The sequence below is a fragment of the Kocuria rosea genome (genome assembly GCF_023715525.1).
In the GTDB taxonomy this organism is placed as follows: domain Bacteria; phylum Actinomycetota; class Actinomycetes; order Actinomycetales; family Micrococcaceae; genus Kocuria; species Kocuria rosea_A.
This window is the reverse complement of the sequence record NZ_JAMBOG010000015.1, coordinates 50009-73612: the sequence shown is the minus strand read 5'-3', so window position 1 is coordinate 73612 and position 23604 is coordinate 50009. Positions and strand designations below refer to the sequence as shown.

Here is a 23604-nt window from a genome sequence, read left to right as displayed (position 1 = left end):
CTGGGGATGATCAGCTGGGCCAGCGGACGGTCAGCCCGCCGTCGACGACGAGCTCCTGGCCCGTGACGTAGGCCGAGTCGTCGCCGGTGAGGAAGCGGATGGCGCGGGCGGCCTCGTCGACGTTGCCGACCCGTCCCCACGGGATGATCGAGCCGGCGGCGTCGAGGCCCTCCCGGCCCAGGGAGTTCACCGCGTCCAGGGACTGCGGGCTCTCGATGAGCCCCGGGATGACGGTGTTCACCCGGATCTTCCGGGGGGCGAGCTCCACGGCCAGGGAGCGGCACAGGCCGAGCAGCCCGGCCTTGGCCGCGGCGTAGTGGGAGTGCTCCTCCCAGCCGTAGACGCCACCGGCGATCGACGACGTCGCCACCATCGCCCCGCCCTGGCTCATCCGCGTGCTGCAGGAGCGGAAGACGCGCAGCACCCCGGAGAGGTCCACGGCCATCATGTCGTCCCACGCCTGGTCCGTCATCTCGGCCAGGGACGCCCGGCGCAGGATGCCGGCGGCGGCCACGGAGATGTCCAGCCGGTCGTGCTCGTCGAGTGCCGTCTGGGCGAGGCGCTCGGTGTCCTCGAAGCTGCGCACGTCCATGGGCACGGCCGTGCAGCGCCCGCCCGCGGCCTCCACGGCGCGCACCGTGTCGGTGGCGTCGTGGGGGTCGGAGGGCAGGTAGCCGATCACGCTGTGGGCACCGGCCCGGGCGTAGGCCACCGCCAGCGCCCGGCCGATCCCGCTGCCGCCGCCGGAGATGACGGCGACCTTCCCCTCGAGCCCGTCGTCGCGGTTCATGCGATCACCGTCGTGCGCTGGTGGGCGTCGTGGATGGTGCGGGTCCCGGCCATGCACAGCGCCGAGACGATCAGGCCGCCGGTGCCGGTGATGATCGCGGCCCAGGCGGTGTCCACCCCCGCGGTGAGCAGGATGGTCAGCAGCCCGGAGCCGGCGATGCCGCCCAGGGGCGCCATCACGTGGGCCACGTTCGCGCCCATGCCGCGGACCTGGGGCGGGAAGGACTCGCCCATGTAGAACAGCAGGGCGGCGTAGGGGCCGGTGAGGAAGAACAGGGTCATGGCGTACAGCGGGATGATGTACGCCGAGTTGCCCGGGCCGATGAGCATCGCGAAGCTCACGATGCCGCCGGCGATCCAGCCGAGGACCACGGTCCACTTGCGGCCGATCTTGTCGCCCAGCCAGCCGTGGAAGACGTAACCCACGAACCCCACCGCGTTGGAGAGCACGAGGATGATCAGGGCGTTGTCGAAGGACACGGCCTTGGCCTCGACCAGGATGGTGGTGCCCAGGACGGAGAAGACCTGGATGCCGAACCAGTTGAAGAACCAGGCAAGGGCCAGGCACGTGGTGTGCCGGCGCAGCTCCGGGGTGAAGACGTCCTTCACCCCGGTGTGGTGGTGGGCCGCCTCCTCGAGGTCGTGCTCGGCCGCCAGGGCGTGGGCGCCGGCCGTGTCACCGGCCGCGCGGCGGCGCCGGACCTCCTGCATGGCGGCGAACGTCGGGGACTCCGGCAGGCGCAGGGCCAGCAGGACGACGACGACCGACAGCACCGCCGCCACGACGAAGGACCAGCGCCAGCCGATGATCGGCAGCGTCAGCGCCGACAGGCCGGCGGAGACGAGCGCGCCGACCGGCCAGCCGCCCTGGACCAGGGAGTACATGAGGCCGCGGCTCTTGGCCTCCTTGTACATTTCGTTGAGGTAGACCGCGTTGACGACCTCCTCGGACATCGAGAACCCGGAGAAGGAGCGGATGATGATCAGGCTCACCGCGCCGAGGGCGGCACCGGTGAGCCCGGACGCCACCGCGCCGCCGAGCATGAGCACGATGAGGGCCTTCTTGCGGCCCATCTTGTCGATGATCGTGCCCACGGCGAGGGCGACGATGAAGACGCCGATCGTGGCGTAGGTGTTGATCGCGGTGGACTCGGCGACCGACCAGCCGAACTCCTCGGCGATGACCGGCAGCAGGGTGCCGAAGAGGGTGAAGTCGTAGACGGAGGCGACCCAGGCGATGAAGCAGACGACGGACACCTGCCGGATCGTCCTGGGCGTGATCTTGACGTTCCAGGGTTCGACGCCGGAGGGGGTCGGGTTCGAGCGCAGAGACATGGCTGCACTTCCTTTACAGCAGCAGGATCAACCGGAGTTGCGGGGATGGCGGGCGGCGAAGTCGCGGGCGACGTCGGCCATGAAGGCGAACTCGACCCCCTCGTGGCCCTGGATGTGGTCGAAGAGGCGCTCCAGCATCAGCAGGTTCTGGGGCCGGCCGCAGACGTCGGGGTGGATGGTGATGGGGAACACCGCGTAGTCCATCTCCCGGTACACCCAGTCGAACTGGTCCCGCCACAGGACCTCGATGTCCCGCGGGGACACGAACCCGTGGCTGTTGGGGCTGGACTTGATGAACATCATCGGCGGGAGGTCGTCGAGGTACCAGCTCGCGGGGATCTCGATGAGGTCGGTCTCCTTCCCGCGCACCAGCGGCTTCATCCACTCCTTCGCGGAGGCCGCCTGGTAGTCGATCTTCGTCCAGGTGTCCCCGACCCGGACGTAGTACGGGGTGTGGTCGTCGTGCATCAGCGAGTGGTCGTAGAGGAACCCCCGCTCCAGCAGGATCTCGTTGGTCACCGCCGAGAACTCCCACCACGGGGCCACGTAGCCCACCGGCTTCGTCCCGGCCCGCTCGGTGATCAGCTCGGTGCAGTAGTCGAGGATCTCGGTCTCCTGCTCCCGGGTCATCGCGATCGGGTTCTCGTGCGAGTAGCCGTGCACCCCGATCTCGTGCCCGGCGGCCACGACCGCGTCGAACTGGGCCGGGAAGGTCTCGATGGAGTGGCCGGGCCAGAACCAGGTCACCGGCATCTCCCGCCGCTGGGCCAGCTGGAGGAGACGGGGCACCCCGACCTCCCCGGCGAACAGGCCGCGGGAGATGTCCCCCGGAGAGTCCTCCCCGCCGTAGGAGCCCAACCACCCGCCGACGGCGTCGACGTCGATACCGACCGACACAAAGATCTTCTTCGCCATGATGTCTCCTTCGGAAGTGGGTGCAGGATCCGCGGTGGATGCGGAGCGCGAGGTGATGGGTCCGGTGCGGGACGGCCGGGGACCCCCGGCAGGTCCGGCGTCCCGGGACGGGCTCCTCCGGAGCGGAGGAGGCCTCTGTGCAATCGAATGCCGCAATCGTTTGCGTAACGTGATGAGGTCGAGAGTAGAAGAAGCCTAAAGTGATCTGCAACATATTTGCGAGGATTTAACCCCCGTTACAGTTCTGGGACAGAGGAAACGGAGGAGGGAGGACGGGCATGGGCGCGCGGACAGCGGTCACCCTGAAGGCACTGGCCGGGGAGCTGGGCCTGAACCCCTCGACGGTGTCCCGGGTGCTCAACGACCCGAAGGGCCTGGCGTCCCGGTGGGCCTCCCCCGCGACGACGGAGCGGATCTTCGCGCTCGCCGAGGAGCGCGGCTACCGCAAGAACCCCTACGCCGCCTCGCTGCGCACAGCCAAGTCGCACATGGTCGGCGTCGTGGTGCCCCGGCTCCAGGACTACGTCCTCGCCACGATGTACGAGGGGATCGACGAGGCGGCGACCGAGCACGGCTACTTCACGGTGGTCTCCAACTCCCTGGACGCCCCCGAGGCCCACCGCGCCAAGGCCGAGAAGCTGCTGGACCGCCGGGCGGACGGGCTGATCTTCGGCGACGCCACCCTCGAGGACCCCTACCTGGACGAGCTGGCCGCCCGCGGGGTGCCCTTCACCCTGGTCAGCCGGCGCTCCCCGCCGCACCGGTCGGTGACGTGCGACGACTACACCGGGGGCCGGCTGGTGGCCGAGCACCTGGTCGCCGCGGGCCGCAGGACCTTCGGCCTCGTCGCCGGCGACCCCCGGGCCTCGACCTCGCGGGACCGCACCGCGGGCTTCCTCGACGCCCTGGCCGGGCACGGCCTCGGGGTGGACCCCGGGCAGGTCGTCACCGGGGGCTTCGACGCCCCGGCGGGCAGCGTGGCCGCCGAGCGGATCCTGGCCCGCGGCCCGCTGCCCGAGGCGGTCTTCGCGGTGAACGACTTCGCGGCCATCGGCGCGCTCGGCGTGCTCGTCCGGGAGGGGATCCGGATCCCGGAGGACACCGCCGTCGTCGGGTTCAACGACACCCCCCTGGCCGGGAGCATCGGGCTCACGACGGTGCGCTCCCCGATGCACCGCATCGGCCGCACAGGCTTCGAACTGCTGGCGGAGCTCCTGGAGGGCCGGGACGTCGACAGCGTCCAGCTGGCCCCCGAGCTGGTCGTGCGCACGAGCGGCTGACGCCGCGCGCCGGGAGGTCGGGCGGGGGCCGAGGGCCTACCGGATGTGCTCCTCCAGGAACCCGACCGCGCGCTCCCAGGCCGTGCGGGCGGCATCGGGCCGGTGGTTCGCCTCGTTGCCGTCGTTGTGGAAGGCGTGCGGGGCGTCGTAGTAGTGGAACTCCACGACCGGAGCGGAGGACTCGTGGCGGATCTGCTCCTCCAGCGCCTGCGCCTTCTCCACCGGGTAGGCGGCGTCCTCGCGGCCGTAGTGGCCCTGCACGCAGGCGCTCACCCCGTGGTAGGCATCGGGCAGCCCCTGGCCCACCCCGTAGAAGGGCACCGCGGCGCCGACCCGCCCGCCCTGCTCGGCGGCCAGGGCCAGGACGAAGCCGCCGCCCATGCAGAAGCCGACGGCGCCCACGGTGGAGCTGGTGACCGCCTCGTGGGCCAGCAGGAAGTCCACCGCCCCGGACAGCAGCCGGGCGCCCTCCTCCTCGGGCAGCCGGGCCATCATCTCGGCGGCCTCGGCGCCGTCGTGGGTGATCGACCCGCCGTAGAGGTCCGGGGCCAGGGCGACGAAGCCCTCGGCGGCCAGGCGGTCGGCGACGTCGCGGATGTGGTCGGTCAGCCCCCACCACTCCTGGACGACGACGACGCCCGGCCCCCGGCCGCTGTCCGGGACCGCCAGATAGCCGTGCGCCCGGCCCTCGGCCGACGGGAAGGTCACGTTCTGGTGCGGGGTCGTCTCCACTGCGGGGCTCCTGGCTCGGTCCGGTTCGTCGGGTCGGTGCATCTTGTCGGGTCGGCGCATCTCGTCGGCACGGCCCGGGGCGCCGGCCGGAGGTGGCCGGCCGCGCCGCGGGGCGCGCACGGACGGACCCGCTCAGCCGTTCTGCGGGACCTGCGCCACGAGCTCGTCGTCCTCGGGCTCCTCCACGGGCGCCAGGGACCGGGCCTGGTCCGCGGAGGGCCGCACCGCGCGCCCGGCGGGCTCCAGTCGCACGGGGCGGCCGGTCTGCAGGGACTCCAGCACGGCCTCGTGCACGCGGATGTCCAGCAGCCCTTCTTCCCCGTCGGCCTCGGGCGCGGTGCCGGTGAGGATGCACTCGGAGAAGTACTCCGTCTGACCCGCGAACTGCTCCACGGGATCGTGCGTGCACGTCTCGGTCCGCCCGCCCCGCGTGACGGTGTAGCTGATCCCGACCCCGGGCCCGAACCCGAAGCACGGCTGCGCCGAGACCGACCCCTCCGTGCCGACCACCATGAAGTGCTCCGTGGCCTCCCCGGCGTAGCTGATGGCGAACTGCGCCAGGCGCTCCCCGGGGAAGCGCAGGGTGACGGCGACGGTGTCGTCGAAGTTGAACCCCCGCCCGGGCGTGGAGACGCCCATCGCGAAGACCTCGACGGGCTCGGAGCCGAAAAGGTTGCGCACCTCGTTGAGCGGGTAGTTGCCCATGTCCGGGACGGGCCCGCCCCAGAAGCCGGAGTGGCCGCGGTGGTTGGCCTCGTCGATGTCCTGGCTGAACACGGCCGTGAACAGCCGGGGATCGCCCACCAGCCCCTCGTCCCGCACGCGGGTGACCAGCTCCAGCGTGCCGGGCTCGTGGTGCAGCCGGTAGGCGACCATGAGCTGGGCCCCGCCCCGCTGTGCCGCGTCGACGAGCGCCCGGCAGTCCGCCACGGAGACCTCCATCGGCTTCTCCAGCAGCACGTGGATCCCGGCCTCGAGGGCCGGCTCGGCGAACTCGCGGTGCCGGAACACGGGCGTGGCCACGTAGACGGCGTCGATGTCCCCGGAGGCCAGCAGCGCCGGGTAGTCGTCGTACGAGTGCGCGCTCGCGCCGTACCGCTCGGCCAGCTCCGCGGCCTTCCCGGGGGTGCCGGTGACCAGCGCGGCCAGCTCGGAGTTGGTGGTGCGGGCCATGGCGGGCAGGAACGCCTGCTGGGCGATCTGCCCGAGCCCCACGACCGCGTAGCGGACGGGACCGGTCGAGGAGGGGGCGGTCTCGGGAGAGGTCACGGGGCATCCTTCGCGCTCGGGGCAGGGCGGTCCCGGCCAGACTAGCCGCGCACAGCCCCCGGGGGAACGACGGCCGGCCGGATCCCGGTGACGACCTGTCGTCACCCGGTGTCACCGCACCTCCCTAGACTGGCCGCGTGCAGGCATGGCTGGAGTCCCTCTCCCTCGGTGCCGGGATCCTCTTCTTCTGGGCCGTGGGCATCATCCGCACCACGGTCGTCTTCGCCCTGGGCCGTGCCGCGACCGTGGGCGGACGGCGCATCGGGCCGGTCCGGCGCGTCACGGACAGCCCCGTCTACCGCAGGGCCGAGCGGCTCGTGAACCGCTGGGGCGTCCTGGCCGTTCCCGCCTGCTTCCTCACCGTGGGCCTGCAGACCGCCGTCATCCTCACCACCGCCGTCACCGGCATGCCGCTGCGCCGCTGGATCCCTGCGATGCTCGTGGGCACCCTGATCTGGGGCACCGTCTACGGCACCGTGGGCATGGCCGTCGTCTGGGCGTGGCTGGAGCAGCCGTGGGTGGTCGCGCCGGTCGTCGTCGCGCTCGCCGTGGGGGTCGCCGCCCGTGCGGTCCACGTCCGCCGCCGGGCCCGCCGCGCCACCCTCTCCGAGGTCTGATTCCGCCTCCCCCTCGGACCTGCGGGACCGGCCCCGGCCTGGGATGATGAAGTGCGGGCAGTGGCCGCGACGGACCGGCCGCCGCGGAGCCCCCCCCACCGTCAGGAGAGCCATGCGCGACACCATCGACCCCGGAGCCTCACCGCGGAGCCGTGCCCGCCGGGCCGTCGCGGCCCCGGTGCTCGCCGTGCTGACCCTCGGCCTGCTGGCCGGGTGCACCGGCCAGCCGGGGACCGGCTCCGGCCCCTCCCCCACCGTGGCCGCCGGGGCCGCGTCATCGCCGGCGGGTCGGGCCCTGGCGGAGCTGCCCGTCGAGCGTGCCGGCTCGGGCGAGGACTACGACCGCGAGGAGCAGTTCGGCGGCTGGGCCGACCCCGACGGCAACGGCTGCGACGCCCGCAACGACGTCCTGGCCCGGGACCTCGTCGACGAGGAGGTCGACGACGACGGGTGCACCGTCCTCTCCGGGACGCTGGACGACCCCTACACCGGGAGGACGATCGACTTCGTACGCGGACCGGCCACCTCCGCCGACGTGCAGATCGACCACGTCGTCGCCCTGAAGAACGCCTGGATCTCCGGGGCGGACCGGCTCTCCCGGGACGAGCGCGTGGCGCTGGCCAACGACCCGCTGAACCTGCGGGCCACCGACGGGCCCACCAACGGGGACAAGTCCGACGCCGACGCCTCCCGCTGGCTGCCGCCCGACGAGTCCTTCCGGTGCGAGTACGTGGCCACCCAGGTCGCGGTCAAGACCCGCTACGACCTCTTCGTCACGGCGGACGAGAAGGACGCGATGACCGAGGTGCTGTCCGGCTGTCCCGGCCAGGAACTGCCCGAGACGGTGCCCCCGGCCGGGGCGGCCGAGCCGGCGTCCGCACCGACGCCCGCCGCCGCGGCACCGGCGGCGACCGGACCGGCGTCACCGGCCGCGTCCTCGGCCGCGTCCTCGGCCGCGTCCGAGGTCTACTACGCGGACTGCGCCGCCGTGCGCGCCGCCGGAGCGGCACCCCTGCGCTCCGACCAGCCGGGGTACCGTGCGGCGCTGGACCGCGGCGGCGCCGAGGGCCTGGCCTGCGAGGGCTAGGCCCTGCCGCCGGAGCCCGTGCGGGCTATCAGGCGCTGCAGGGGACGGGGAGGACCTCCGGGCCGGGCGGAGTTCCGGACGACTCCGCGCCCGGCCCGGAGGCTCCCCTGTCGTCACCGGCCTGACGGGCCGACACGGCCCTGGGCCGGTGCCGCCCGGGGGCGGCTCAGAGCCTGCTGGCGGCCGGGAACCGCTCCCAGACGCGGTGGCTGCGCATGAGCTCCGTGACCTGCTCGACCACGGCGGCCGCGTTCTTCCCGGCGACCACGCCCGGCGCGGTCCGGGGCACCCCCGCCTCGGCGAGCAGCTGCCCCTTGCCGTCCCAGGCGCCGATCGCCTTGGCCTGGCGGAACACCTCCCCGAGCAGCAGGTGCACGCGCGGGTCGATCCCGGCCGGGGCGGGGGCACCGGCCTTGGCGTCCAGGCCCGGCGTCGCATCGGGGGCCGGCGGGGTGTCGCCGGCGACGAGCACGGCGTCGAACTCCACGGAACGCGCGGTGAGGTAGGTGCGGTGGGCCACGAGCTGCCCGCTGCGCCCGATCGGACCCCCGGTCGGGGCGATCAGCAGCGGCACCATTCCGGCGCCGTCGATCGCGGTGACCACGGCGAGGAGCTGCTCCTCGTCGGGGTCCGGACCGACGACGACGCCGATCTGTCGGCCGTCCAGCGGCCACTGCCCGCCCACCTGGGACAGGGCCGGGCTCGGCCGCACCTTCGCGGGCTTGCGGGTGGGCCTGGGCGCCGGCAGGCCCAGGCCCGCGGCGACGACGGCGCACAGCTTCTCGTCGATGTCGGCCAGGGCCTGCAGCTGCCGCTCCTTGACGGACTGCTCCCAGCACTTGCCGAGCTCGAACATGTAGGCCTGCGCGATGTGCTCCTTCTCCACGTCGCTCATGGACCGCCAGAACAGCCGGGCCTGGCTGTAGTGGTCGTCGAAGGAGGCGGGCAGCGCCCGCTCCTTGACCGAGGCGGCAATCGGCTCGGGGTGGTCGATGAACGGGCGGGCGGGCTCCTCGGCGGGGAACGGGTTGTTCCCGTCGAGCGTGTTCGGGTGGTAGGGCGCCACACCGGAGTGCACGGCGGTCTGGTGCATGCCGTCGCGGTGCATGTCGTTGACCGGGGTGTGCGGGCGGTTGATCGGGAGCTGGGCGAAGTTCGGCCCGCCCAGCCGGGAGATCTGCGTGTCGAGGTAGGAGAACAGCCGGCCCTGCAGCAGCGGGTCGTTGGTGACCTCGATGCCGCGGACCAGGTGGCCGGGATGGAAGGCGATCTGCTCGGTCTCGGCGAAGAAGTTGGAGGGGTTCGCGTTGAGGGTCATCACACCGATCGGCTGCACCGGGGCGAGCTCCTCGGGGACGATCTTCGTGGGGTCGAGCAGGTCGATGCCCTCGAAGACCTGGTCCTCGGTGTCGGGGAAGACCTGCACGCCCAGCTCCCACTCGGGGAAGGCGCCGGCCTCGATCGCGTCGGCCAGGTCCCGGCGGTGGAAGTCCGGGTCCATGCCGTTGGTGATCTGGGCCTCCTCCCACAGCACCGAGTGCACCCCGAGCCGGGGCTTCCAGTGGAACTTCACCAGCACGCTCCCCCCGGCGTCGTCGACGAGCCGGAAGGTATGCACCCCGAAGCCCTCCATGGTCCGGTAGGAGCGCGGAAGCGCGCGATCGGACATGTTCCAGATGGTGTGGTGCTGGGCCTCGGTGTGCAGGGAGACGAAGTCCCAAAAGGTGTCGTGGGCGGACTGGGCCTGGGGGATCTCCCGGTCGGGGTGCGGCTTGGCGGCGTGGACGACGTCGGGGAACTTGATGGCGTCCTGGACGAAGAAGACCGGGATGTTGTTGCCCACCAGGTCCCACACGCCCTCGGAGGTGTAGAACTTCGTGGCGAAACCGCGGGTGTCGCGGGCCAGGTCGGCGGAGCCGCGGTTGCCCAGCACCGTGGAGAACCGCACGAAGACCGGGGTCTCGGCGTCCTTCCTGAACACAGCAGCCGAGGAGATCTTCTCGGCCGTGCCGTAGCCGCGGAAGACGCCGTGGGCGCCGGCACCGCGGGCGTGCACCACCCGCTCGGGGATCCGCTCGTGGTCGAAGTGGGTGATCTTCTCGCGGAAGTGGTGGTCCTGCAGCAGGACGGGACCGCGGGCCCCGGCCTTGAGGGAGTGGTCGGTGTCCCGCAGCCGCGCACCCTGGGCCGTGGTGAGGTGCTCCCCGCCCTGGGCGTTGAGCGCCGGATCGATCCCGGTGTCCTGACCGGTGGGGCTCACCGGGGCCGGCGTCGTCTGGTCCGGCTTCGGGGGCAGGGGCGGGCGGGGAGTGGCCGGCTCCACGGCGGGAGCGGCCTCGCTGCCGGGCACACCCGGGACCACGACCGCCCGATGTCCCGTCGCCTCGTTCTTCCTGAACTTCCACTTGCGCATGGTGGCTCTCCCAACCGTCGTCGACACGTTCCAGGACGCCGACCGCTCCCGGGGCTCGCACCACCCGGAACTGCCAGCACACTGACCATTACGTCACTTCACCGGGACGACGCACAACTCCGCCCCGGTCCTCGCGCAGAGGCCGGCGGGGGCCGGCTGCGCGACGGAGCCGGGGCCTGCCGGGCATCGAGGGCGCGACAGACCTGTCACGAGGCGGTCAGGGGCCCGCGGGGCGCACAGGGAGTCCGGGGGCGCGGTTCGCGTCGGGACGACCGGGAACCGCGCCCCCGGATCCGGTGCGCAGGGTCAGCGCACGCGGATGTAGACGGGGCCGGAGCCGACGTGGACGGTCTGGATGACCGTCTGGTAGCCGTTCCAGCCGCCGTGGACGGCCTTGCCGCCGCCGATGTACACGGCGATGTGGGCGAGACCCATGCCGCCGTTGGCGTAGTAGACCAGGTCACCGGGCTTGGCCTGGGCGGCGGAGACCCGCGAGCCGAGCTTCAGGTAGGACGCCGGCCAGCCGTAGTGGTTGATGCCGGCGGCGCTCAGGGCCTTGGTGGCCAGCCTGGTGCAGTCCTGGCGGACCCCGAGCTGGTTCTTCGCGGCGGCGGCGATGGTCGCGGCCTTGGCCGACTGGGTGCTGACGACCTGCCGGGGGGCCGCGGCGGGGGCGGCCTGGGCCGGCGCGACGCTGCTGAGCGCCAGGGCCCCGGCGGCGGCCGCCAGGGTCACGGTGCGCCCGAGGCGGAACGAGCTCTCGGCGCGGTGGCGGGCAGTGCGGGACTGGAACACGGGCATGAGTGATGTCCTCCCTCTTGCCTGCGAGGTGAGCTGTCGGATGCGGGTGGGAGACACCCGGCCGCAGGGTGGGGGCCCTGTCGACTTAACCCCTAGGCCCCGGGGGTGGGGCCGGTCATGGTTCCCCCGCTTCTGCCGAGCGATGTGTTCTGGGGGGCCCCGGGCACCGGCAGAATTCGGCGATGTGCACAGGGGTGCCGATCGGTTGGGCGAGCGGCACGGAGAGCACACTAACCGATGAATAACGGAAAAGTCACGTTCTGATCACGGTCACATCTCGATCTGGACATTTGTCCAGCGAGAAATCCTCCGCCGCCCCCGGGCGGCCCGCCCCGGGGCGCCCGGGACGGACCCCGAGGGGGCCTCCACCTGAGGCGGACATCGCGCTGACCTGCGGGTTCGGGTCCGGAGCTTCGACCGGGGCGTTCGGCGCCGACGGCCCTGTCATGGCGTCGCAGCCTGCGGGGAGAGCTCCGCGAAAGGTCGGATCGCCGACACGGAATCGCCTTTCCTCCCGCGGAAGGAAAGGCGACTTCCGCAGGGAATCCTCATGACCCCGTGGGAATTCCGCAAAGGAAAAGACGTTCTTCCCCGACGTTTCCCCGGCGTGGCCCCGTTCTCCTCACGGGCGCCTCGGGGATCCGCGCTCCGTTCCGGTCCGCGGCCGTCAGACCGTGGTGCCGAGCGCCTCCGCGGCGGTCGGCGACCTGTCCCCCTCGGTGATGAGGGCCGCGGCGCGCTCGGCGATCATCGCCGTGGGCGCGTTGGTGTTGCCGCTGGGCACCCGCGGCATGATCGAGGCGTCCACGACCCGCAGGCCGCCGATCCCGTGCACGCGCAGGTCCTCGGGGGAGACCACCGCGTCCGGGCCGGTGCCCATGCGGCACGTGCCGACCTGGTGGTGGTAGGTGGTCACGAAGCGGTGGAGGTAGGCGATCTCCTCCTCCTCGGTGCGCACCTCCGGGCCGGGGTAGAGCTCCACGGCACCCCAGTCCTGCGCCAGGGGCGGCGTGGCGACCATGGCGCGGGCCTGGCGGAAGGAGGCCAGCAGCGCCGCGCGGTCGCGCGGGTCGTCGAAGATGTTCGGGTCCAGGGCCACGGGGTCGGCGAGCCCCGGACCGGTCAGGCGCAGCGTTCCCCGGGAGTACGGGCGGACGAGCCCGGAGTGCAGGGTGAAGGCGTTGGCCGGCCCGGTCATCCGCTCGTCGTACATGGGCACCGAGAAGTGGATCGGCTGGGTGTCGGGGACGTCCAGGTCGGGGCGCGAGCGCCAGAACAGGTGGGTCTGGGTGACGGACCAGTCGGACTCGGGGTGCTCGATGGTGCGGGCGGTGGCCTCGGCGATGACCGGGGCCAGCAGGTGGTCGTGGAGGTTCTCGCCGACCCCGGGCAGGTCGTGGACCACCGGGACGCCGACGGCGCTCAGGTGCTCGGCGGGGCCGATGCCGGAGCGCAGGAGGATCTTGGGCGAGTCCAGCGCCCCGGCGCACAGGACGACCTCGTCCGCGCGGATCTCCTCAGGAGCGGCCTCCGGGTCGGCCAGGGGGACGACCGCCACCCCGACCGCACGGCCGTCCTCGACGAGGACCCGGTGGATGAGCACCCCGGTGCGCAGGGTCAGGCGCGGATGGTCCTCCACCGGCTTCACGTACGCCATCCAGGTGTTGAACCGCCGCCCGTCCCGGACGTTGATCTGCTGCTGGGAGACGCCGTCGAGCGTGCCGGCGTTGTAGTCCGCGTTGCGGGCCACGCCCACCTGCTCCGCGGCCTCGACGATGGACTCGAAGATCGGGTTGAGCGGGTAGTCCTGCACCACGGGGATCGGGCCCCCGGTGCCGCGGCGCTCGTCCGGGGCCTCGCCGGCGGGCGGGCGGTAGGTCTCGAGCGCCTGGAACCACGGGAGCACGTCCGCCCAGGACCACCCCGGGCAGCCGTCGGCGGCCCAGGCGTCGTAGTCCTGCGCGGCCCCGCGCACCCAGATGGTGGCGTTGAGCGCGTGGGAGCCCCCGAGCACGCGCCCGCGCGGCCAGTGGATCACCCGGCCGTCCGCGTGCTGCTGGGGAACGGTGAAGTAGTCCCAGTCCTGCGGGGAGTGCCACAGCTCGCCCAGGCGGGAGACGAGGTGGATCGCGGGGTTGTGGTCCTGGTCGCCGGCCTCCAGGAGGATCACCTCGTGGCCGGCGTCCAGGAGGCGGCGGGTCAGGATGCTGCCGGCGGTGCCGGCGCCCACGACGGCGTAGATCTTGGTGGTCGATTCGCTCATGGGCCCAGTGTGATCCCCGCCACATCGGGGCGCCTTGTCCGGGTGCGCGGACGTCTTGACCGGCAGCGCGGGAGTCCGGGCGGAGATCGCGCGCTCTGCGTCAAGAGCTCTGCCCTGAGCGACAAGGTGCCGCGGTGTGGCGCGGGTCACGATGGGGGCAGCACCCGTCCGTTCCGCCGAAGGAGCCCACCGTGACCACCGACACCGGCACCGGCACCGCCACCACCGCCCCGGCCACGTTCACCTACCAGGACCTGCTCGCGGCGATCACCGACCCGGGCGGCCGCGAGATCCTCGACCCCGCCACCGGGGAGCTGGTCGGCCGCGTCCACGAGTCCACGGTCGAGGACCTGGAGCAGGCGCTGGCCCGGGCCCGCGCGAAGCAGCGCGAGTGGGCGGCCGTGCCCGACGCCGAGCGCTGCGCGCTGCTGCTGCGGGCCGCCGACGCCGTCGAGGCCAACGCCGCCGCGCTCGCCGAGCTGCTCTCGCGCGAGCAGGGCAAGCCGGTGCACAACGGGCCGAACGCCCTGTTCGAGGTCGGCGGTGCGGTCGCCTGGCTGCGCGCCACGGCATCGCTGCCCCTGGAGCCGGAGACGCTCTTCGAGGACGAGACCGGCCACGCGGTCCTCCACTACGACCCCATCGGCGTCGTGGGGGCCATCAGCCCCTGGAACTGGCCGATGATGATCTCGGTCTGGCAGATCGCCCCGGCCCTGCGGATGGGCAACACCGTGGTGGCCAAGCCGTCCGAGTACACCCCGCTCTCCGTCCTGGGACTGGCGCACGTCCTCGACCAGGTCCTGCCGGAGGGCCTGCTCACCGTGGTGGCGGGCGGACGGGAGGTCGGCGAGGCGCTGTCCGGCCACGCCGGCGTGGACAAGCTGATGTTCACCGGCTCGACCGCCACGGGCAAGGCCATCATGCGCTCGGCCGCGGACTCCCTGACCCGGCTGACCCTGGAGCTCGGCGGCAACGACGCCGGCATCGTCCTGCCGGACGCGGACCCGAAGGCCATCGCCGAGGGCCTGTTCTGGGGCGCGTTCATCAACACCGGTCAGACCTGCGCCGCCCTCAAGCGCCTCTACGTCCACGAGGACGTCTACGACGCCGTGTGCGAGGCGCTGACCGAGGTGGCCGCGGCCATGCCGATGGGCGAGGGGCGGGACGAGAAGAACGTGCTCGGCCCGCTCCAGAACCGGGCGCAGTACGAGATCGTCGCCGACCTCGTGGAGCAGGCCCGGGCCGGCGGCGGGCGGGTGCTGCTCGGCGGCGATCCGGTCGAGGAGCAGCCGGGGTACTTCTACCCGGCGACGCTCGTGGCCGACCTCGACGACGACAACCCCCTCGTGACCGAGGAGCAGTTCGGGCCCGCGCTGCCGATCGTGAAGTACTCCTCCGTGGACGACGCCGTGCACATGGCCAACCGCCTCGACGTCGGCCTCGGCGCCTCGGTGTGGGGATCCGATCTGGGCCGGGCGCGCGAGGTCGCCGCCCGGATCCAGGCCGGCACCGTGTGGATCAACAAGCACGGCGCCGTCGACCCCCGCATGCCCTTCGGCGGCATCAAGAGCTCCGGGCACGGCGTGGAGTTCGGGGTGGAGGGGCTCAAGGCGCTCGGCGTGCCGAAGGTCATCGCCTCCTGACGCCTCCGTCCGACGTGGACGCGTCGACAAGCCGCCCGCATCCCACCATGATGTAGACCACAGATCTCCGGCGGCGGAAAGGGGCCCGGGCGGTGTCAGCAGCAGTCGCGGAGCGCGGCGAGCGGGGATCGTCACGTCCCCTGCTCGCCACCTCCGCGGCCGACTTCGCCCGGCTGGCCTCTGCGGTGTTCGTGCCGCTCGAGGTGGACACCACCGAGCGCGTCACCTTCCGCGCACGGATCGAGCACCGGTCCTCCGAGCAGGTCGGGATCAGCCACATCCACGCGACGCGGCACGTCGTGGAGCACGGTGCGCCCTCCACCGCGTCCGGCGGGACGGTGAAGTTCGGCCTCCAGCTCGGCGGCACGTGCGCGGTCGAGCAGGACGGCCGGACCGCCGTGCTGGAGCCCGGCGACATGGTCGTCTACGACACCGACCGCCCCTACCGGCTGGAGTTCCCGGAGGCCCGGCTCCTGGTGCTCATGCTCCCCGGCACCGGCCTCGAGCTGCCGCGGGGCGCGGTGTCGTCCGTGACCGCGACCCGGCTGCCGGGCGACGAGGGCGTCGGCGCGCTGGCCGCGGACTTCCTGGGCGGGCTCTCCGACCGGATGCACGTGCTGGCCGGCCGCTCCGCCGCCCGGCTGGGGCGCTCCGCGGTGGACCTGGTGGGCGCGGTGCTCACCGAACGGGCCGAGGACGCGGGCGGCGACGACGACGCCGGGGGGCACGAGGCCCTGCGCGCCGCCGCGCGGGCCTTCGCCGAGGACCACCTCGCCGACCCGCGGCTCGGTCCCCCGATGATCGCCGCCCACCTGTTCCTCTCGGTCCGGCGCCTGCACGAGGTGTTCCAGGGGGAGGAGCGCACCCTCTCCGCCTGGATCCGGCACCGGCGCCTGGAGCAGTGCCGCCGGGCGCTGCTGGACCCGGCCCACGCCGACCGCCCGGTCTCCCGCATCGGGGCGGCGTGGGGCTTCCCCGACGCCGCGCACTTCTCCCGGAGCTTCAAGCAGGAGTTCGGGCTCTCCCCGGCGCAGTTCAGGGCCCGGGCGCGCGGCTGATCAGCGGACGCTCAGGGGAACCCGGGCGCGGGCACGTCCTCCCCGCCCTCGGCCGGCTCCGGGGTGTTCGGTCCGGGGCCCTGCGGCTCCCCGCCGGCCCAGGTGACCCCAGGCTCCCGGGGCACCCCGGCCACGAAGGCCTGCCGCACGGCCGCGGCCTGCTCCTCGGGACCGGCGTGCTCGGCCGCGGCGATCACGGTGACGAAGGCCTTCGTGTCCCGAACCAGGCCGGTGATCGTCTCCGGCGAGTCGACGCACCAGCCGTAGGCCGTGGCGTAGTCCACGGGCCGTCCGTTGGCGGTCACGGCGCCGTGCTCGTCGATCTGCACGCTCATGCGTCCTCCTCGGCAGCCGGGCCGCCCTCGACAGGATGTACGGCGAGAGTACCCGGTGCGGGCGCTCACACCCCGCCGAACACCCAGTTCCCGCCGACCATCGTCCCGGCGACCTCTACGTGCTCCAGCTCCTCCGGGTCCGCGGCGAGCACGTCCGTCTCCAGCACCGCGAGGTCCGCGTCCATCCCGGGGTGCAGCGTCCCGGAGCGGGACTCGGTCCCGATGAGCCAGGCGCTGTCCGCCGTCAGCGCGTGCAGCGCCCGGGCCGGGGTGAGCCGCTGCTCGGGCCCGAGCACCGCTCCCCCGCTGGTCCGCCGGGTCACCGCGGTCCACAGCGTGCGCAGCGCGTCCATGGGGGTCACGGGGCAGTCCGAGTGGAGCCCGAAGTGCAGCCCGGACGCGGCGACGTCGGCCAGCGGGTCGATCCGCGCCGCGCGCTCCTCGCCGAGGAACACGTCGCGGTGCCGATCGCCCCACCAGTAGACGTGGTTGACGAACACCGAGGCCACGCCGCCGGCGGCGGCGAGGGCGGCGAGGTCCTCGGGCGAGGCCATCTGCAGGTGCTCGACCCGGTGGCGCCCGCCGCGGCGGCAGCCCTCGGCGCGCACGGCCGCGAAGGCCTCGACGACCGTGCTGAGCGCCCGGTCCCCGTTGGCGTGCACCGCGGCCTGACCCCCGGCGGCGTCCACGGTCGTCACCAGGTGCACGAGCTCCTCGCGGGTGAGGAGCAGCTCACCCGTGACGTCGTGCGCGCACGCGTACGGGGCCCTCAGCGCCGCCGTGAGCCCCTGGATCGACCCGTCCGCCCAGAACTTCGCCCCGTGCACCCGGAACATCTCCCCCGTCCCGAACTGGCGGGAGGCCAGGAACGCCGGCAGCAGGTCCCCGCGCAGATAGGCCGCCACCCGCACCGGGACCCGCCCGGCGGCGTCGAGCGCCTCCCAGGCGTCCAGCTCGGCGGACCCGGCGAAGAAGCCGGTGGCGAGATCGTGCACGGTCGTCATCCCGCGCGAGGCGGCGAGCGCCAGGGCCCGCTGCGCGGCGGCCGTGAGGTCCTCCGGCGCGGGCGGGGGCACCGCCGCCAGCACCGCCGCAACCGCGCCCAGCTCCTGCACCAGCCCCGTGAGGCGCCCGGCGTCGTCGCGCACGAACCGTCCTCCCGCGGGGTCCGGGGTGTCGTCCCGGATCCCGGCGAGCTCGAGGGCCCGGGAGTTGGCCACCAGGAGGTGGGCGGTGACGTGGGCGAGGACGACCGGGACGTCTGTGGAGACCTGGTCGAGCTCGTCCCGGGTGGGGTGGCGGCCCTCGGCGAGGGCGGTGTGGTCGTAGCCCCAGCCGCGCAGCCACTCCCCGTCGGCCACCCCGGGGAGGGCATCGCGCAGCGCGTCGACGATCTCGGGGACGGACCTGCGGCGGGGGCTGCGCTCGTCGACCCAGGCCTCGGTGAGCCCGAAGAAGATCGGGTGGACGTGGGACTCCACGAGTCCGGGCACCACGGTGCGCCCCTCCAGGTCCGCGCGGTGCGCGCCCGGCAGCGCGGCCGTCACCTCCTCGAGCGTGCCGGCGGCGACGACGGAGCCCTCGCGCACGCCGACCGCCTCCGCGGAGGAGCCGCGGGCGTCGAGGTGGATGGTCCCGCCCGTGAGGACGATCGGTCCGGTCATGGCTGGTGCCTCCTTCGGACGGCTCCGCTCCTCCCAGGCAACCGCACTTCGGGTCCGTCGGCAAGGTCCGGGCCCGCGCGGTGCGCGATCCGGCGCGCGACCCGGCGCGCGATGCGGCGGGCGGCTCAGAGCAGGCCGCGCACGTGTCCCAGCGCCCGCCGGGCCTCCGGCGTCCAGTACGCGCTGACGTAGACGTGGAAGGCGCCGGGCTCGTAGATCAGCCGCCCGGGGTTGCCGGCCCGCTGGAGGCTGCGCGCGAAGGCCAGTGCGTCGGCGGCGAGGATGTCGCGCCCGCCCTGGACGACGTGCACGGGCGGCAGGCCCTCCGCGGACCCGTACAGGGGGCTCACCAGCGGATCCGTCAGCTCCCGGGCCCCGGCCCAGGCCGCGCACAGCGGCTGGACCTCGTCCACGGACAGCATCGGGTCGTGGGGGTCCAGCTCGCGCACCGCCGGGTGGCTGGCGGTGACGTCCAGGGCCGGGGAGAAGGCCACGACCTCGTCGGGCGGCCGGGACCCGGCGTCGCGCAGGGCCATGGCGAGGCCGATCGCGAGGTTGCCGCCGGCGGAGTCCCCGGCCACCACGATCCGCTCCACGCCCGGGCGCCGGACCAGGTCCGCCCAGGCGGCGGCGAGGAAGTCGTAGCCCTCCTCGGCGGTGCCCTCCGGGGCCAGCCGGTACAGCGGGACGGTGACGGTGGCGCCGGTGCCCCTCACCAGCTCGCGGACGATCCACCAGTGCGCGGTGAGCAGCGGCATCACGAACGCCCCGCCGTGCAGGTACACCAGGTGGGTGCCGTCGGCCCCGGCGCGGGGGGCCAGGCGGATCACCGGCCGCCCGGCGACCTCGGTGCGCTCCACGGCGTGGCTGCGCTCGAGGTCCGCCGGGATCGCCGCCGGCTCCGGGTACGGGCGCCCCCGCAGCCGCTCCACCTCCCGGCGCGGGGTCAGGCGGGCCCGCAGGGCGACCGCCCGCGCGGTCACGGCCATGGTGATGCTCATTCCGGTTCCTCCCGGTCGAGGGGCGTCATCGGCCGGGCTCGCCCCAGCCGCATCGTCGTGAGGCAGGTCGGGCCGTCCGCGGAGGTGCTGGACTCCGCCGACGCCCGGCCTCCCTGCGTGCGCTCGAGCCGCTCGACGGACTCCTGCGCGCTCGCGCCCTGCAGGCCGTGCCCGCGGAGCAGGGCGGCGGCGGACGGGAACAGCACCGAGGACCTCACGGGCCCAGCGTAGCGACGGCGGGCGCACTGTTCGCCGGTGCGGAACCCGGATAAAATGGCCGCTCGGGTGGTCACAGGGTTCAGGGGGATCCGCCATGAAGAGCACCGGGAGCAGGGACGGCTCCGGTTGCCTGCTGCTGATCGCCGGGATCGTCGTGCTCTGCGTCGTCTCGTTCGTCCTCACCCACCTGCGCACCATCGTCGTCACCGGCGTGGTCGTCGCCGCTCTCTACCTGGCCGTCCTGCTCGTGCGGACCTCCGTGCGCACGCCGCGGAAGACCCCGGCCGGCAGGCGGACGGCCGCGCACCCGACCGGGCACCGGACCGCGCAGCGGAGCGCCGCCGGGCTCGTGGAGCAGGCCCGGCGGGCCGGTGGGCAGGACATGCGCACCGCCTGGTTGCGGTGCCGGCTGGGGGTCCTGCCGCACCAGCACCGGACGGGGGACGCGTCGTTCGTCGCCGGCCGGCTGGCCGAGATCCCCCGGGCCGACTGGGACGCGACGAGGCTGCGCCGGCACGGCCAGGCGCTGTGGTCCCTGCGCGACGTGGCCGGGCGGACCCCCTTCCAGCGGGACGTCGAGGCCCGCCTGGACCGGGTGGCCGCCATGCTCGCCGACCGCACCGACGAGGAGTTCGACGCCCGGCTGGGCCAGTCCGACGACCGCTACGTCTGCCACCCGGACCCCGCCGTCCGGGCCGCCTACCTGCAGGGCGGGTCCGAGGGCGTGGAGGCCATCATGCGCAGCATCTCCGACGCCCGCGCCCAGGTGCGCCTGGACGCCGCCGCGAGGGCGGCCGCGGACTCCCTGGCCGACCAGCGCAACGCGGCGCTCAGGGCCATGCGGGAGACCCACCGGCCCACCGAGGCCCGGGACCTGCACGCCGACTGGGAGGCCCAGGCCCGGCAGATCGACCGGTGACCCGGCCGGATCAGCGCGCCGGGAGGGAGGGCGTCGAGGTCTACGGCAGGTGCTCGGCGGGCTCGCCCTGGAACTCGCGCACCTCCACGGGCAGGGTCGTGGCCTTCGCCAGCTTGCGGCCCCACTCGATGGCGGCGTCGTAGTCGGGGGCCGCCACGATGCAGATCCCGCCCGCGTGCTCGTCCTCGCGCTCGTACGGGCCGTCGGTCGTGACCACGTCGCCGCCGTGGAAGCGCACGACGACGGACGCCTCCGCCCGGTCGAGGCCGCCGGCGAAGACCCACGCCCCGGCGGCCCTGAGCTCCTCGTTGAAGGCCGCGACGTCGCGCATCACGGGTCCGAGGACCTCGGGCCCGGCCGGGCCGCCGTCGGGCTGTTCGATGCTGAGCAGGTAGTGCTTCATGGCGGGCGGGCCTTCCTGGAGCGTCGGGTGCTGGGGGTCGGCGGCGGCCGGCGCGCCGCCGAAGTAGACCTGGACGTCGACGACCCGGCCGTCGCGCACCGTGATCGCCTCCATGTTCTGGAACGTCCCGCCGGTCCTCAGCCCGTACTCGTAGCGCACGAGCACGAGACCGGGCCGCGCCTCGACGACCTCGCGCAGCTCCTGCCACGCCACCCGCCGGGCCGTGGGGAGGCAGCGGGCGAGCCATGCGGCCTTGTCGATGTGGTCGTCCTGCGGCGAGGTGAACCGCAGGGCGTCGTCGAGGAGCTCTCGCGCCGCCGCCTCGTCCTGGGCGAGGTAGGCGGCGAAGAGCCGGCGCACGACGTCCGTGCCGTCCGGGAGCGGGTCCGGGGCCATGCCCGCACGCTACGGCGGGACGGCGCCCGGGACAAGAGCGGGCACCGACGGCGGGCAGCGGCCCGCGGGCCCGCCCCGGTGCGCCATCATGGAAGTCCCGAGGGGCCGCCGCGCGGCCCTCCCGCCTGCCAGGAGAATCCCGTGCCCAAGAGCAAGCCCCGCAAGAAGGCCGCCGCCAAGAAGAAGCAGCAGCGCCGCGACTTCCACGCCGCGGCCGGCGCCCGGAACGTCGACGTCGAGGGCTCCCCGCAGGGCACCTGGGACGACGACGCCCACGAGCTGCTCACCTCCCGCGGCTGGGTCGCCTACCGCGACCTCGAGATGGACCAGCTCGGCGACGGCTGGGAGTGGCTGCCGTCCCAGCTGCCCCTGGACGCCGGCGTGGGCGGGGAGCCCGGGCCCACCTCCGTCTTCGCGGCGGCGGAGGGCGGCTACGACGTCGAGCTGGCCAATCCCGACGGGACCGTGGACCCCGACCGCACGGGCCACTACGACACGCTCGAGGACCTGGCGGCGGACCTCGACGTCCTCGAGGCCTGGCGGGTGCCCGCCGGCGAGTACGTCCTGCCCGCGTCCCCCACCTTCTCGGCCGACACCCCGGAGGAGATCTGCCGGCTCTACGCCGGCGGGGTGATCGACCACTGGGAGCTCGTCGCCGACCTGATCCACTTCCCCTACGAGGAGACGGACGAGGGCTTCGCCGCCGTCGAGCGCGCCCACCGCGGCGGCCTGCTCCCGACGGCGCTCTACGACGCGATCGTCGCCGGCCGCGCGTCCTGACCGGCCGCGGGGCGGGCGTGCGACCGGTTGTGACGCGGGCACGCCGCCCGTCCTTGAACGGGCGGGCTCCCCGGTCCAACACTGGACGCCATGACGGTCCAACCGCAGACGCTCCTCACGATCGGCGTGCTGCTCCTGTTCCTGGTGACCGTGGAGTCCGGCGGGTACTTCCTCACCAAGGTCGTGCGCCGGCATGTGGAGACGAACGACCTGCAGAAGGGCTTCTTCCGCGCCGGGCACGCCCATGCGGCCGTGCTGCTGGTCCTGAGCATCGTGATCCTGCTCGTCGTCGACCAGGTGAGCCTCCCGGCGCCGCTGGAGGTCGTGGCCCGCAGCGGGGTGCCGGTGGCCGCCGTCCTCATGCCGGCCGGCTTCTTCCTGTCGGTGCTGGGCAAGGACCCGCAGCAGCCGGGCAGGCTCATCGTCCTGCTGTGGCTGGGCGCTGCCAGTCTCACTGCGGGGCTGCTGGCCGCCGGCATCGGCCTGGTGCTGGCCGGGGCGGCCGCGCTCTAGCCGGCCGGGCGCGTCAGGCCCGGCCGGTGAGCCAGCACCGGGCCGAGCACACCAGGCACAGGCCCACGGTCCCGGCCAGGCCGGCGCAGATCCCCGCCGAGACGGCGATCAGCCAGGACGCGCCCAGGGTGGTCCCGAGCGCGGAGACGCCCAGGCCCATGGCCCCGGCCGGGAACGTGAAGCTCCACCAGGCCGGCGAGAAGCGCAGGCCCCGGCGCAGCGCCCGCACCGTCACGCGCAGGGCGACCGCCGCCGCCACCGCCCCGAGGAGCAGCGCGACGGCGCTGTAGCCGACGGCCGCCGCGTGCAGGCCCCCGAGCGCGGCGGGCGGGAGGGCCGCCCCCGCCGGGACGAGGGCCAGGTTCACGGCCGCGGTGGACTGCCCGGCCATCCCCAGCGGGATCCAGATCGCCGGCGTGCCCTGCAGCGGCAGGGCGTTCCCGCGCGCCAGGTGGCCGTAGGCGAGGACGAAGACCACGGTCCCCAGGCACAGCGACAGCACGAACAGCGCCCCGCAGGCCGCGAGCAGCGCGGTCGCGGCCGGCCCGGGCGCCAGGGTGGCCGTCAGCGCGGTCCCGGAGGCGGCCGAGACCATCGGCGGGACCACCGGCAGCGCCCACACCGGGGTCGGGGCGCCGCGCTCCGCAGGCCCGGCGGTGAGCAGCCGCACCGGGCAGCCCAGGGCCGTGACCACGCCCAGGAGCGTGCCGAGGACCCACAGCAGCCAGGCGGCGGCGCTCGCCGTCGACGGCAGGTGCGGGCCCAGGACGGCGGAGGTGGCCGCCCCCACGGAGAGCAGCCCCATGGCGACCGCCCCGTAGAAGGGCACGACGGCGGGATCCGCGACGGTGGCGCGGAACCGGTCGGGACGGCGCCGCGCGTGCCGGAGGAAGGTGCCGCCGACGACCAGGAGCACGAGCCACGCGACGGCCAGGGCGGCGAGGGCCGCCCCGTGCAGGGCGGGGGCGGCGGCCGCGAGCCGCTCGGTGCACACGGCGAGGATCCCGGTGCCCATGACCGCGGGGAACCACTGGGGCCCCACGTGCTCGACCGCGAGCCCCGGCCGCCGCCCGGCCGTGCGCGCGGGGACGGTGGGGACGACGACGGCACGGGTCACGGGCAGGCTCATGGTCCCACCTTCCTCCCGCGCGGCGGGACCCGGTAGACGGCGC

Annotated in this window: 22 protein-coding genes and 1 riboswitch; of the genes, 8 read left to right on the top strand and 14 right to left on the bottom strand. The window is 74.0% G+C overall.

Going from position 1 to position 23604, the window contains the following annotated elements:
* Positions 1–10 precede the first annotated feature (10 nt).
* From M3185_RS11760 to M3185_RS11750, 3 genes are read right to left on the bottom strand one after another with little or no spacing between them, the layout of a single operon-like run.
* Positions 11–790 (bottom strand): SDR family NAD(P)-dependent oxidoreductase, encoded by a 780-nt coding sequence (locus M3185_RS11760; RefSeq protein ID WP_251333867.1) that lies wholly within the window; start codon positions 788–790, stop codon positions 11–13.
* The gene (locus M3185_RS11755; protein WP_251333866.1) at positions 787–2124 is read right to left on the bottom strand and encodes an MFS transporter; all 1338 of its coding nucleotides are present in this window, start codon (positions 2122–2124) and stop codon (positions 787–789) included. Before M3185_RS11755 ends, M3185_RS11760 begins: the two co-directional genes overlap by 4 nt.
* A 27-nt stretch (positions 2125–2151) precedes the next feature.
* Entirely contained in the window at positions 2152–3039 is an 888-nt protein-coding gene (locus tag M3185_RS11750) for a polysaccharide deacetylase family protein (RefSeq protein ID WP_251333865.1), read from the bottom strand.
* A gap of 278 nt (positions 3040–3317) precedes the next feature.
* On the opposite strand from M3185_RS11750, the gene M3185_RS11745 reads away from it, so the two are divergent.
* The gene (locus M3185_RS11745) at positions 3318–4319 is read left to right on the top strand and encodes a LacI family DNA-binding transcriptional regulator (RefSeq protein WP_251333864.1); all 1002 of its coding nucleotides are present in this window, start codon (positions 3318–3320) and stop codon (positions 4317–4319) included.
* A 36-nt stretch (positions 4320–4355) separates the two neighbouring features.
* Here the strand turns inward: M3185_RS11745 and M3185_RS11740 are convergent, their stop codons facing one another.
* Both M3185_RS11740 and M3185_RS11735 read right to left on the bottom strand, forming a co-directional pair.
* The gene (locus M3185_RS11740) at positions 4356–5093 is read right to left on the bottom strand and encodes a dienelactone hydrolase family protein (RefSeq protein WP_251333863.1); all 738 of its coding nucleotides are present in this window, start codon (positions 5091–5093) and stop codon (positions 4356–4358) included.
* A 90-nt stretch (positions 5094–5183) separates the two neighbouring features.
* Entirely contained in the window at positions 5184–6320 is a 1137-nt protein-coding gene (locus M3185_RS11735) for a Gfo/Idh/MocA family protein (RefSeq protein ID WP_308222200.1), read from the bottom strand.
* A 137-nt stretch (positions 6321–6457) separates the two neighbouring features.
* Between M3185_RS11735 and M3185_RS11725 the strand changes: the two genes are divergently transcribed.
* Both M3185_RS11725 and M3185_RS11720 read left to right on the top strand, forming a co-directional pair.
* Complete coding sequence (locus M3185_RS11725) at positions 6458–6937, top strand: hypothetical protein (protein ID WP_251333862.1); 480 nt, start codon at positions 6458–6460, stop codon at positions 6935–6937.
* A gap of 112 nt (positions 6938–7049) precedes the next feature.
* Entirely contained in the window at positions 7050–8024 is a 975-nt protein-coding gene (locus M3185_RS11720; protein ID WP_251333861.1) for an HNH endonuclease family protein, read from the top strand.
* A 166-nt stretch (positions 8025–8190) separates the two neighbouring features.
* Here M3185_RS11720 and M3185_RS11715 read toward each other — a convergent pair whose 3' ends face one another.
* The 3 genes from M3185_RS11715 to M3185_RS11705 all read right to left on the bottom strand — a co-directional run bounded on the left by M3185_RS11715 (position 8191) and on the right by M3185_RS11705 (position 13501).
* Positions 8191–10437 carry a catalase gene (locus M3185_RS11715; protein ID WP_251333860.1) on the bottom strand — a complete coding sequence of 749 codons (2247 nt, stop codon included), beginning with the start codon at positions 10435–10437 and terminating at the stop codon, positions 8191–8193.
* A 306-nt stretch (positions 10438–10743) separates the two neighbouring features.
* Positions 10744–11238, bottom strand: a complete 495-nt coding sequence (locus M3185_RS11710) for an NlpC/P60 family protein (RefSeq protein WP_374238502.1) — start codon at positions 11236–11238, stop codon at positions 10744–10746.
* Positions 11239–11243: 5 nt separating this feature from the next.
* Positions 11244–11430: riboswitch (cyclic di-AMP (ydaO/yuaA leader) on the bottom strand.
* A gap of 475 nt (positions 11431–11905) precedes the next feature.
* A complete protein-coding gene (locus M3185_RS11705) occupies positions 11906–13501 on the bottom strand; it encodes a GMC family oxidoreductase (RefSeq protein ID WP_251333859.1) in 1596 nt (531 codons plus the stop codon).
* Positions 13502–13692: 191 nt separating this feature from the next.
* Between M3185_RS11705 and M3185_RS11700 the strand changes: the two genes are divergently transcribed.
* On the top strand, positions 13693–15144 hold the full coding sequence (locus tag M3185_RS11700) for an aldehyde dehydrogenase family protein (RefSeq protein WP_251333858.1): 1452 nt from the start codon (positions 13693–13695) through the stop codon (positions 15142–15144).
* A gap of 92 nt (positions 15145–15236) precedes the next feature.
* Positions 15237–16202 carry an AraC-like ligand-binding domain-containing protein gene (locus M3185_RS11695; protein WP_251333857.1) on the top strand — a complete coding sequence of 322 codons (966 nt, stop codon included), beginning with the start codon at positions 15237–15239 and terminating at the stop codon, positions 16200–16202.
* An 11-nt stretch (positions 16203–16213) separates the two neighbouring features.
* Here the strand turns inward: M3185_RS11695 and M3185_RS11690 are convergent, their stop codons facing one another.
* The 4 genes from M3185_RS11690 to M3185_RS11675 form a co-directional block, all read right to left on the bottom strand.
* Positions 16214–16537, bottom strand: coding sequence for a hypothetical protein (locus M3185_RS11690; RefSeq protein WP_251333856.1), 324 nt, complete (start codon positions 16535–16537; stop codon positions 16214–16216).
* A gap of 65 nt (positions 16538–16602) precedes the next feature.
* Complete coding sequence (locus tag M3185_RS11685) at positions 16603–18201, bottom strand: amidohydrolase (protein ID WP_251333855.1); 1599 nt, start codon at positions 18199–18201, stop codon at positions 16603–16605.
* Positions 18202–18326: 125 nt separating this feature from the next.
* Entirely contained in the window at positions 18327–19202 is an 876-nt protein-coding gene (locus M3185_RS11680) for an alpha/beta hydrolase fold domain-containing protein (RefSeq protein ID WP_251333854.1), read from the bottom strand.
* The gene (locus M3185_RS11675; protein WP_251333853.1) at positions 19199–19420 is read right to left on the bottom strand and encodes a hypothetical protein; all 222 of its coding nucleotides are present in this window, start codon (positions 19418–19420) and stop codon (positions 19199–19201) included. The genes M3185_RS11680 and M3185_RS11675 overlap by 4 nt, the downstream gene beginning before the upstream one ends.
* 95 nt (positions 19421–19515) lie before the next feature.
* On the opposite strand from M3185_RS11675, the gene M3185_RS11670 reads away from it, so the two are divergent.
* Positions 19516–20340, top strand: coding sequence for a hypothetical protein (locus M3185_RS11670; protein WP_251333852.1), 825 nt, complete (start codon positions 19516–19518; stop codon positions 20338–20340).
* Between the two features lie 40 nt (positions 20341–20380).
* Here M3185_RS11670 and M3185_RS17405 read toward each other — a convergent pair whose 3' ends face one another.
* Positions 20381–21139, bottom strand: coding sequence for a YciI family protein (locus M3185_RS17405; protein WP_308222199.1), 759 nt, complete (start codon positions 21137–21139; stop codon positions 20381–20383).
* 141 nt (positions 21140–21280) lie between these two features.
* On the opposite strand from M3185_RS17405, the gene M3185_RS11660 reads away from it, so the two are divergent.
* The gene (locus tag M3185_RS11660) at positions 21281–21919 is read left to right on the top strand and encodes a hypothetical protein (protein ID WP_251333851.1); all 639 of its coding nucleotides are present in this window, start codon (positions 21281–21283) and stop codon (positions 21917–21919) included.
* A gap of 90 nt (positions 21920–22009) precedes the next feature.
* Positions 22010–22432, top strand: a complete 423-nt coding sequence (locus M3185_RS11655) for a hypothetical protein (protein WP_251333850.1) — start codon at positions 22010–22012, stop codon at positions 22430–22432.
* Between the two features lie 13 nt (positions 22433–22445).
* On the opposite strand, the gene M3185_RS11650 is transcribed toward M3185_RS11655, so the two are convergent.
* Positions 22446–23561 carry an SLAC1 family transporter gene (locus M3185_RS11650; RefSeq protein ID WP_251333849.1) on the bottom strand — a complete coding sequence of 372 codons (1116 nt, stop codon included), beginning with the start codon at positions 23559–23561 and terminating at the stop codon, positions 22446–22448.
* Positions 23562–23604: the final 43 nt, after the last annotated feature.

Coding starts and splice junctions, on each gene's coding strand:
- M3185_RS11650 (WP_251333849.1), bottom strand. CDS start 23,561: ATGAGCCTGCCCGTGACCCGTGCCGTCGTCGTCCCCACCGTCCCCGCG.
- M3185_RS11740 (WP_251333863.1), bottom strand. CDS start 5,093: ATGCACCGACCCGACGAACCGGACCGAGCCAGGAGCCCCGCAGTGGAG.
- M3185_RS11755 (WP_251333866.1), bottom strand. CDS start 2,124: ATGTCTCTGCGCTCGAACCCGACCCCCTCCGGCGTCGAACCCTGGAAC.
- M3185_RS11680 (WP_251333854.1), bottom strand. CDS start 19,202: ATGAGCATCACCATGGCCGTGACCGCGCGGGCGGTCGCCCTGCGGGCC.
- M3185_RS11710 (WP_374238502.1), bottom strand. CDS start 11,238: ATGCCCGTGTTCCAGTCCCGCACTGCCCGCCACCGCGCCGAGAGCTCG.
- M3185_RS11715 (WP_251333860.1), bottom strand. CDS start 10,437: ATGCGCAAGTGGAAGTTCAGGAAGAACGAGGCGACGGGACATCGGGCG.
- M3185_RS11685 (WP_251333855.1), bottom strand. CDS start 18,201: ATGACCGGACCGATCGTCCTCACGGGCGGGACCATCCACCTCGACGCC.
- M3185_RS11750 (WP_251333865.1), bottom strand. CDS start 3,039: ATGGCGAAGAAGATCTTTGTGTCGGTCGGTATCGACGTCGACGCCGTC.
- M3185_RS17405 (WP_308222199.1), bottom strand. CDS start 21,139: ATGGCCCCGGACCCGCTCCCGGACGGCACGGACGTCGTGCGCCGGCTC.
- M3185_RS11745 (WP_251333864.1), top strand. CDS start 3,318: ATGGGCGCGCGGACAGCGGTCACCCTGAAGGCACTGGCCGGGGAGCTG.
- M3185_RS11720 (WP_251333861.1), top strand. CDS start 7,050: ATGCGCGACACCATCGACCCCGGAGCCTCACCGCGGAGCCGTGCCCGC.
- M3185_RS11670 (WP_251333852.1), top strand. CDS start 19,516: ATGAAGAGCACCGGGAGCAGGGACGGCTCCGGTTGCCTGCTGCTGATC.
- M3185_RS11690 (WP_251333856.1), bottom strand. CDS start 16,537: ATGAGCGTGCAGATCGACGAGCACGGCGCCGTGACCGCCAACGGACGG.
- M3185_RS11760 (WP_251333867.1), bottom strand. CDS start 790: ATGAACCGCGACGACGGGCTCGAGGGGAAGGTCGCCGTCATCTCCGGC.
- M3185_RS11655 (WP_251333850.1), top strand. CDS start 22,010: ATGACGGTCCAACCGCAGACGCTCCTCACGATCGGCGTGCTGCTCCTG.
- M3185_RS11705 (WP_251333859.1), bottom strand. CDS start 13,501: ATGAGCGAATCGACCACCAAGATCTACGCCGTCGTGGGCGCCGGCACC.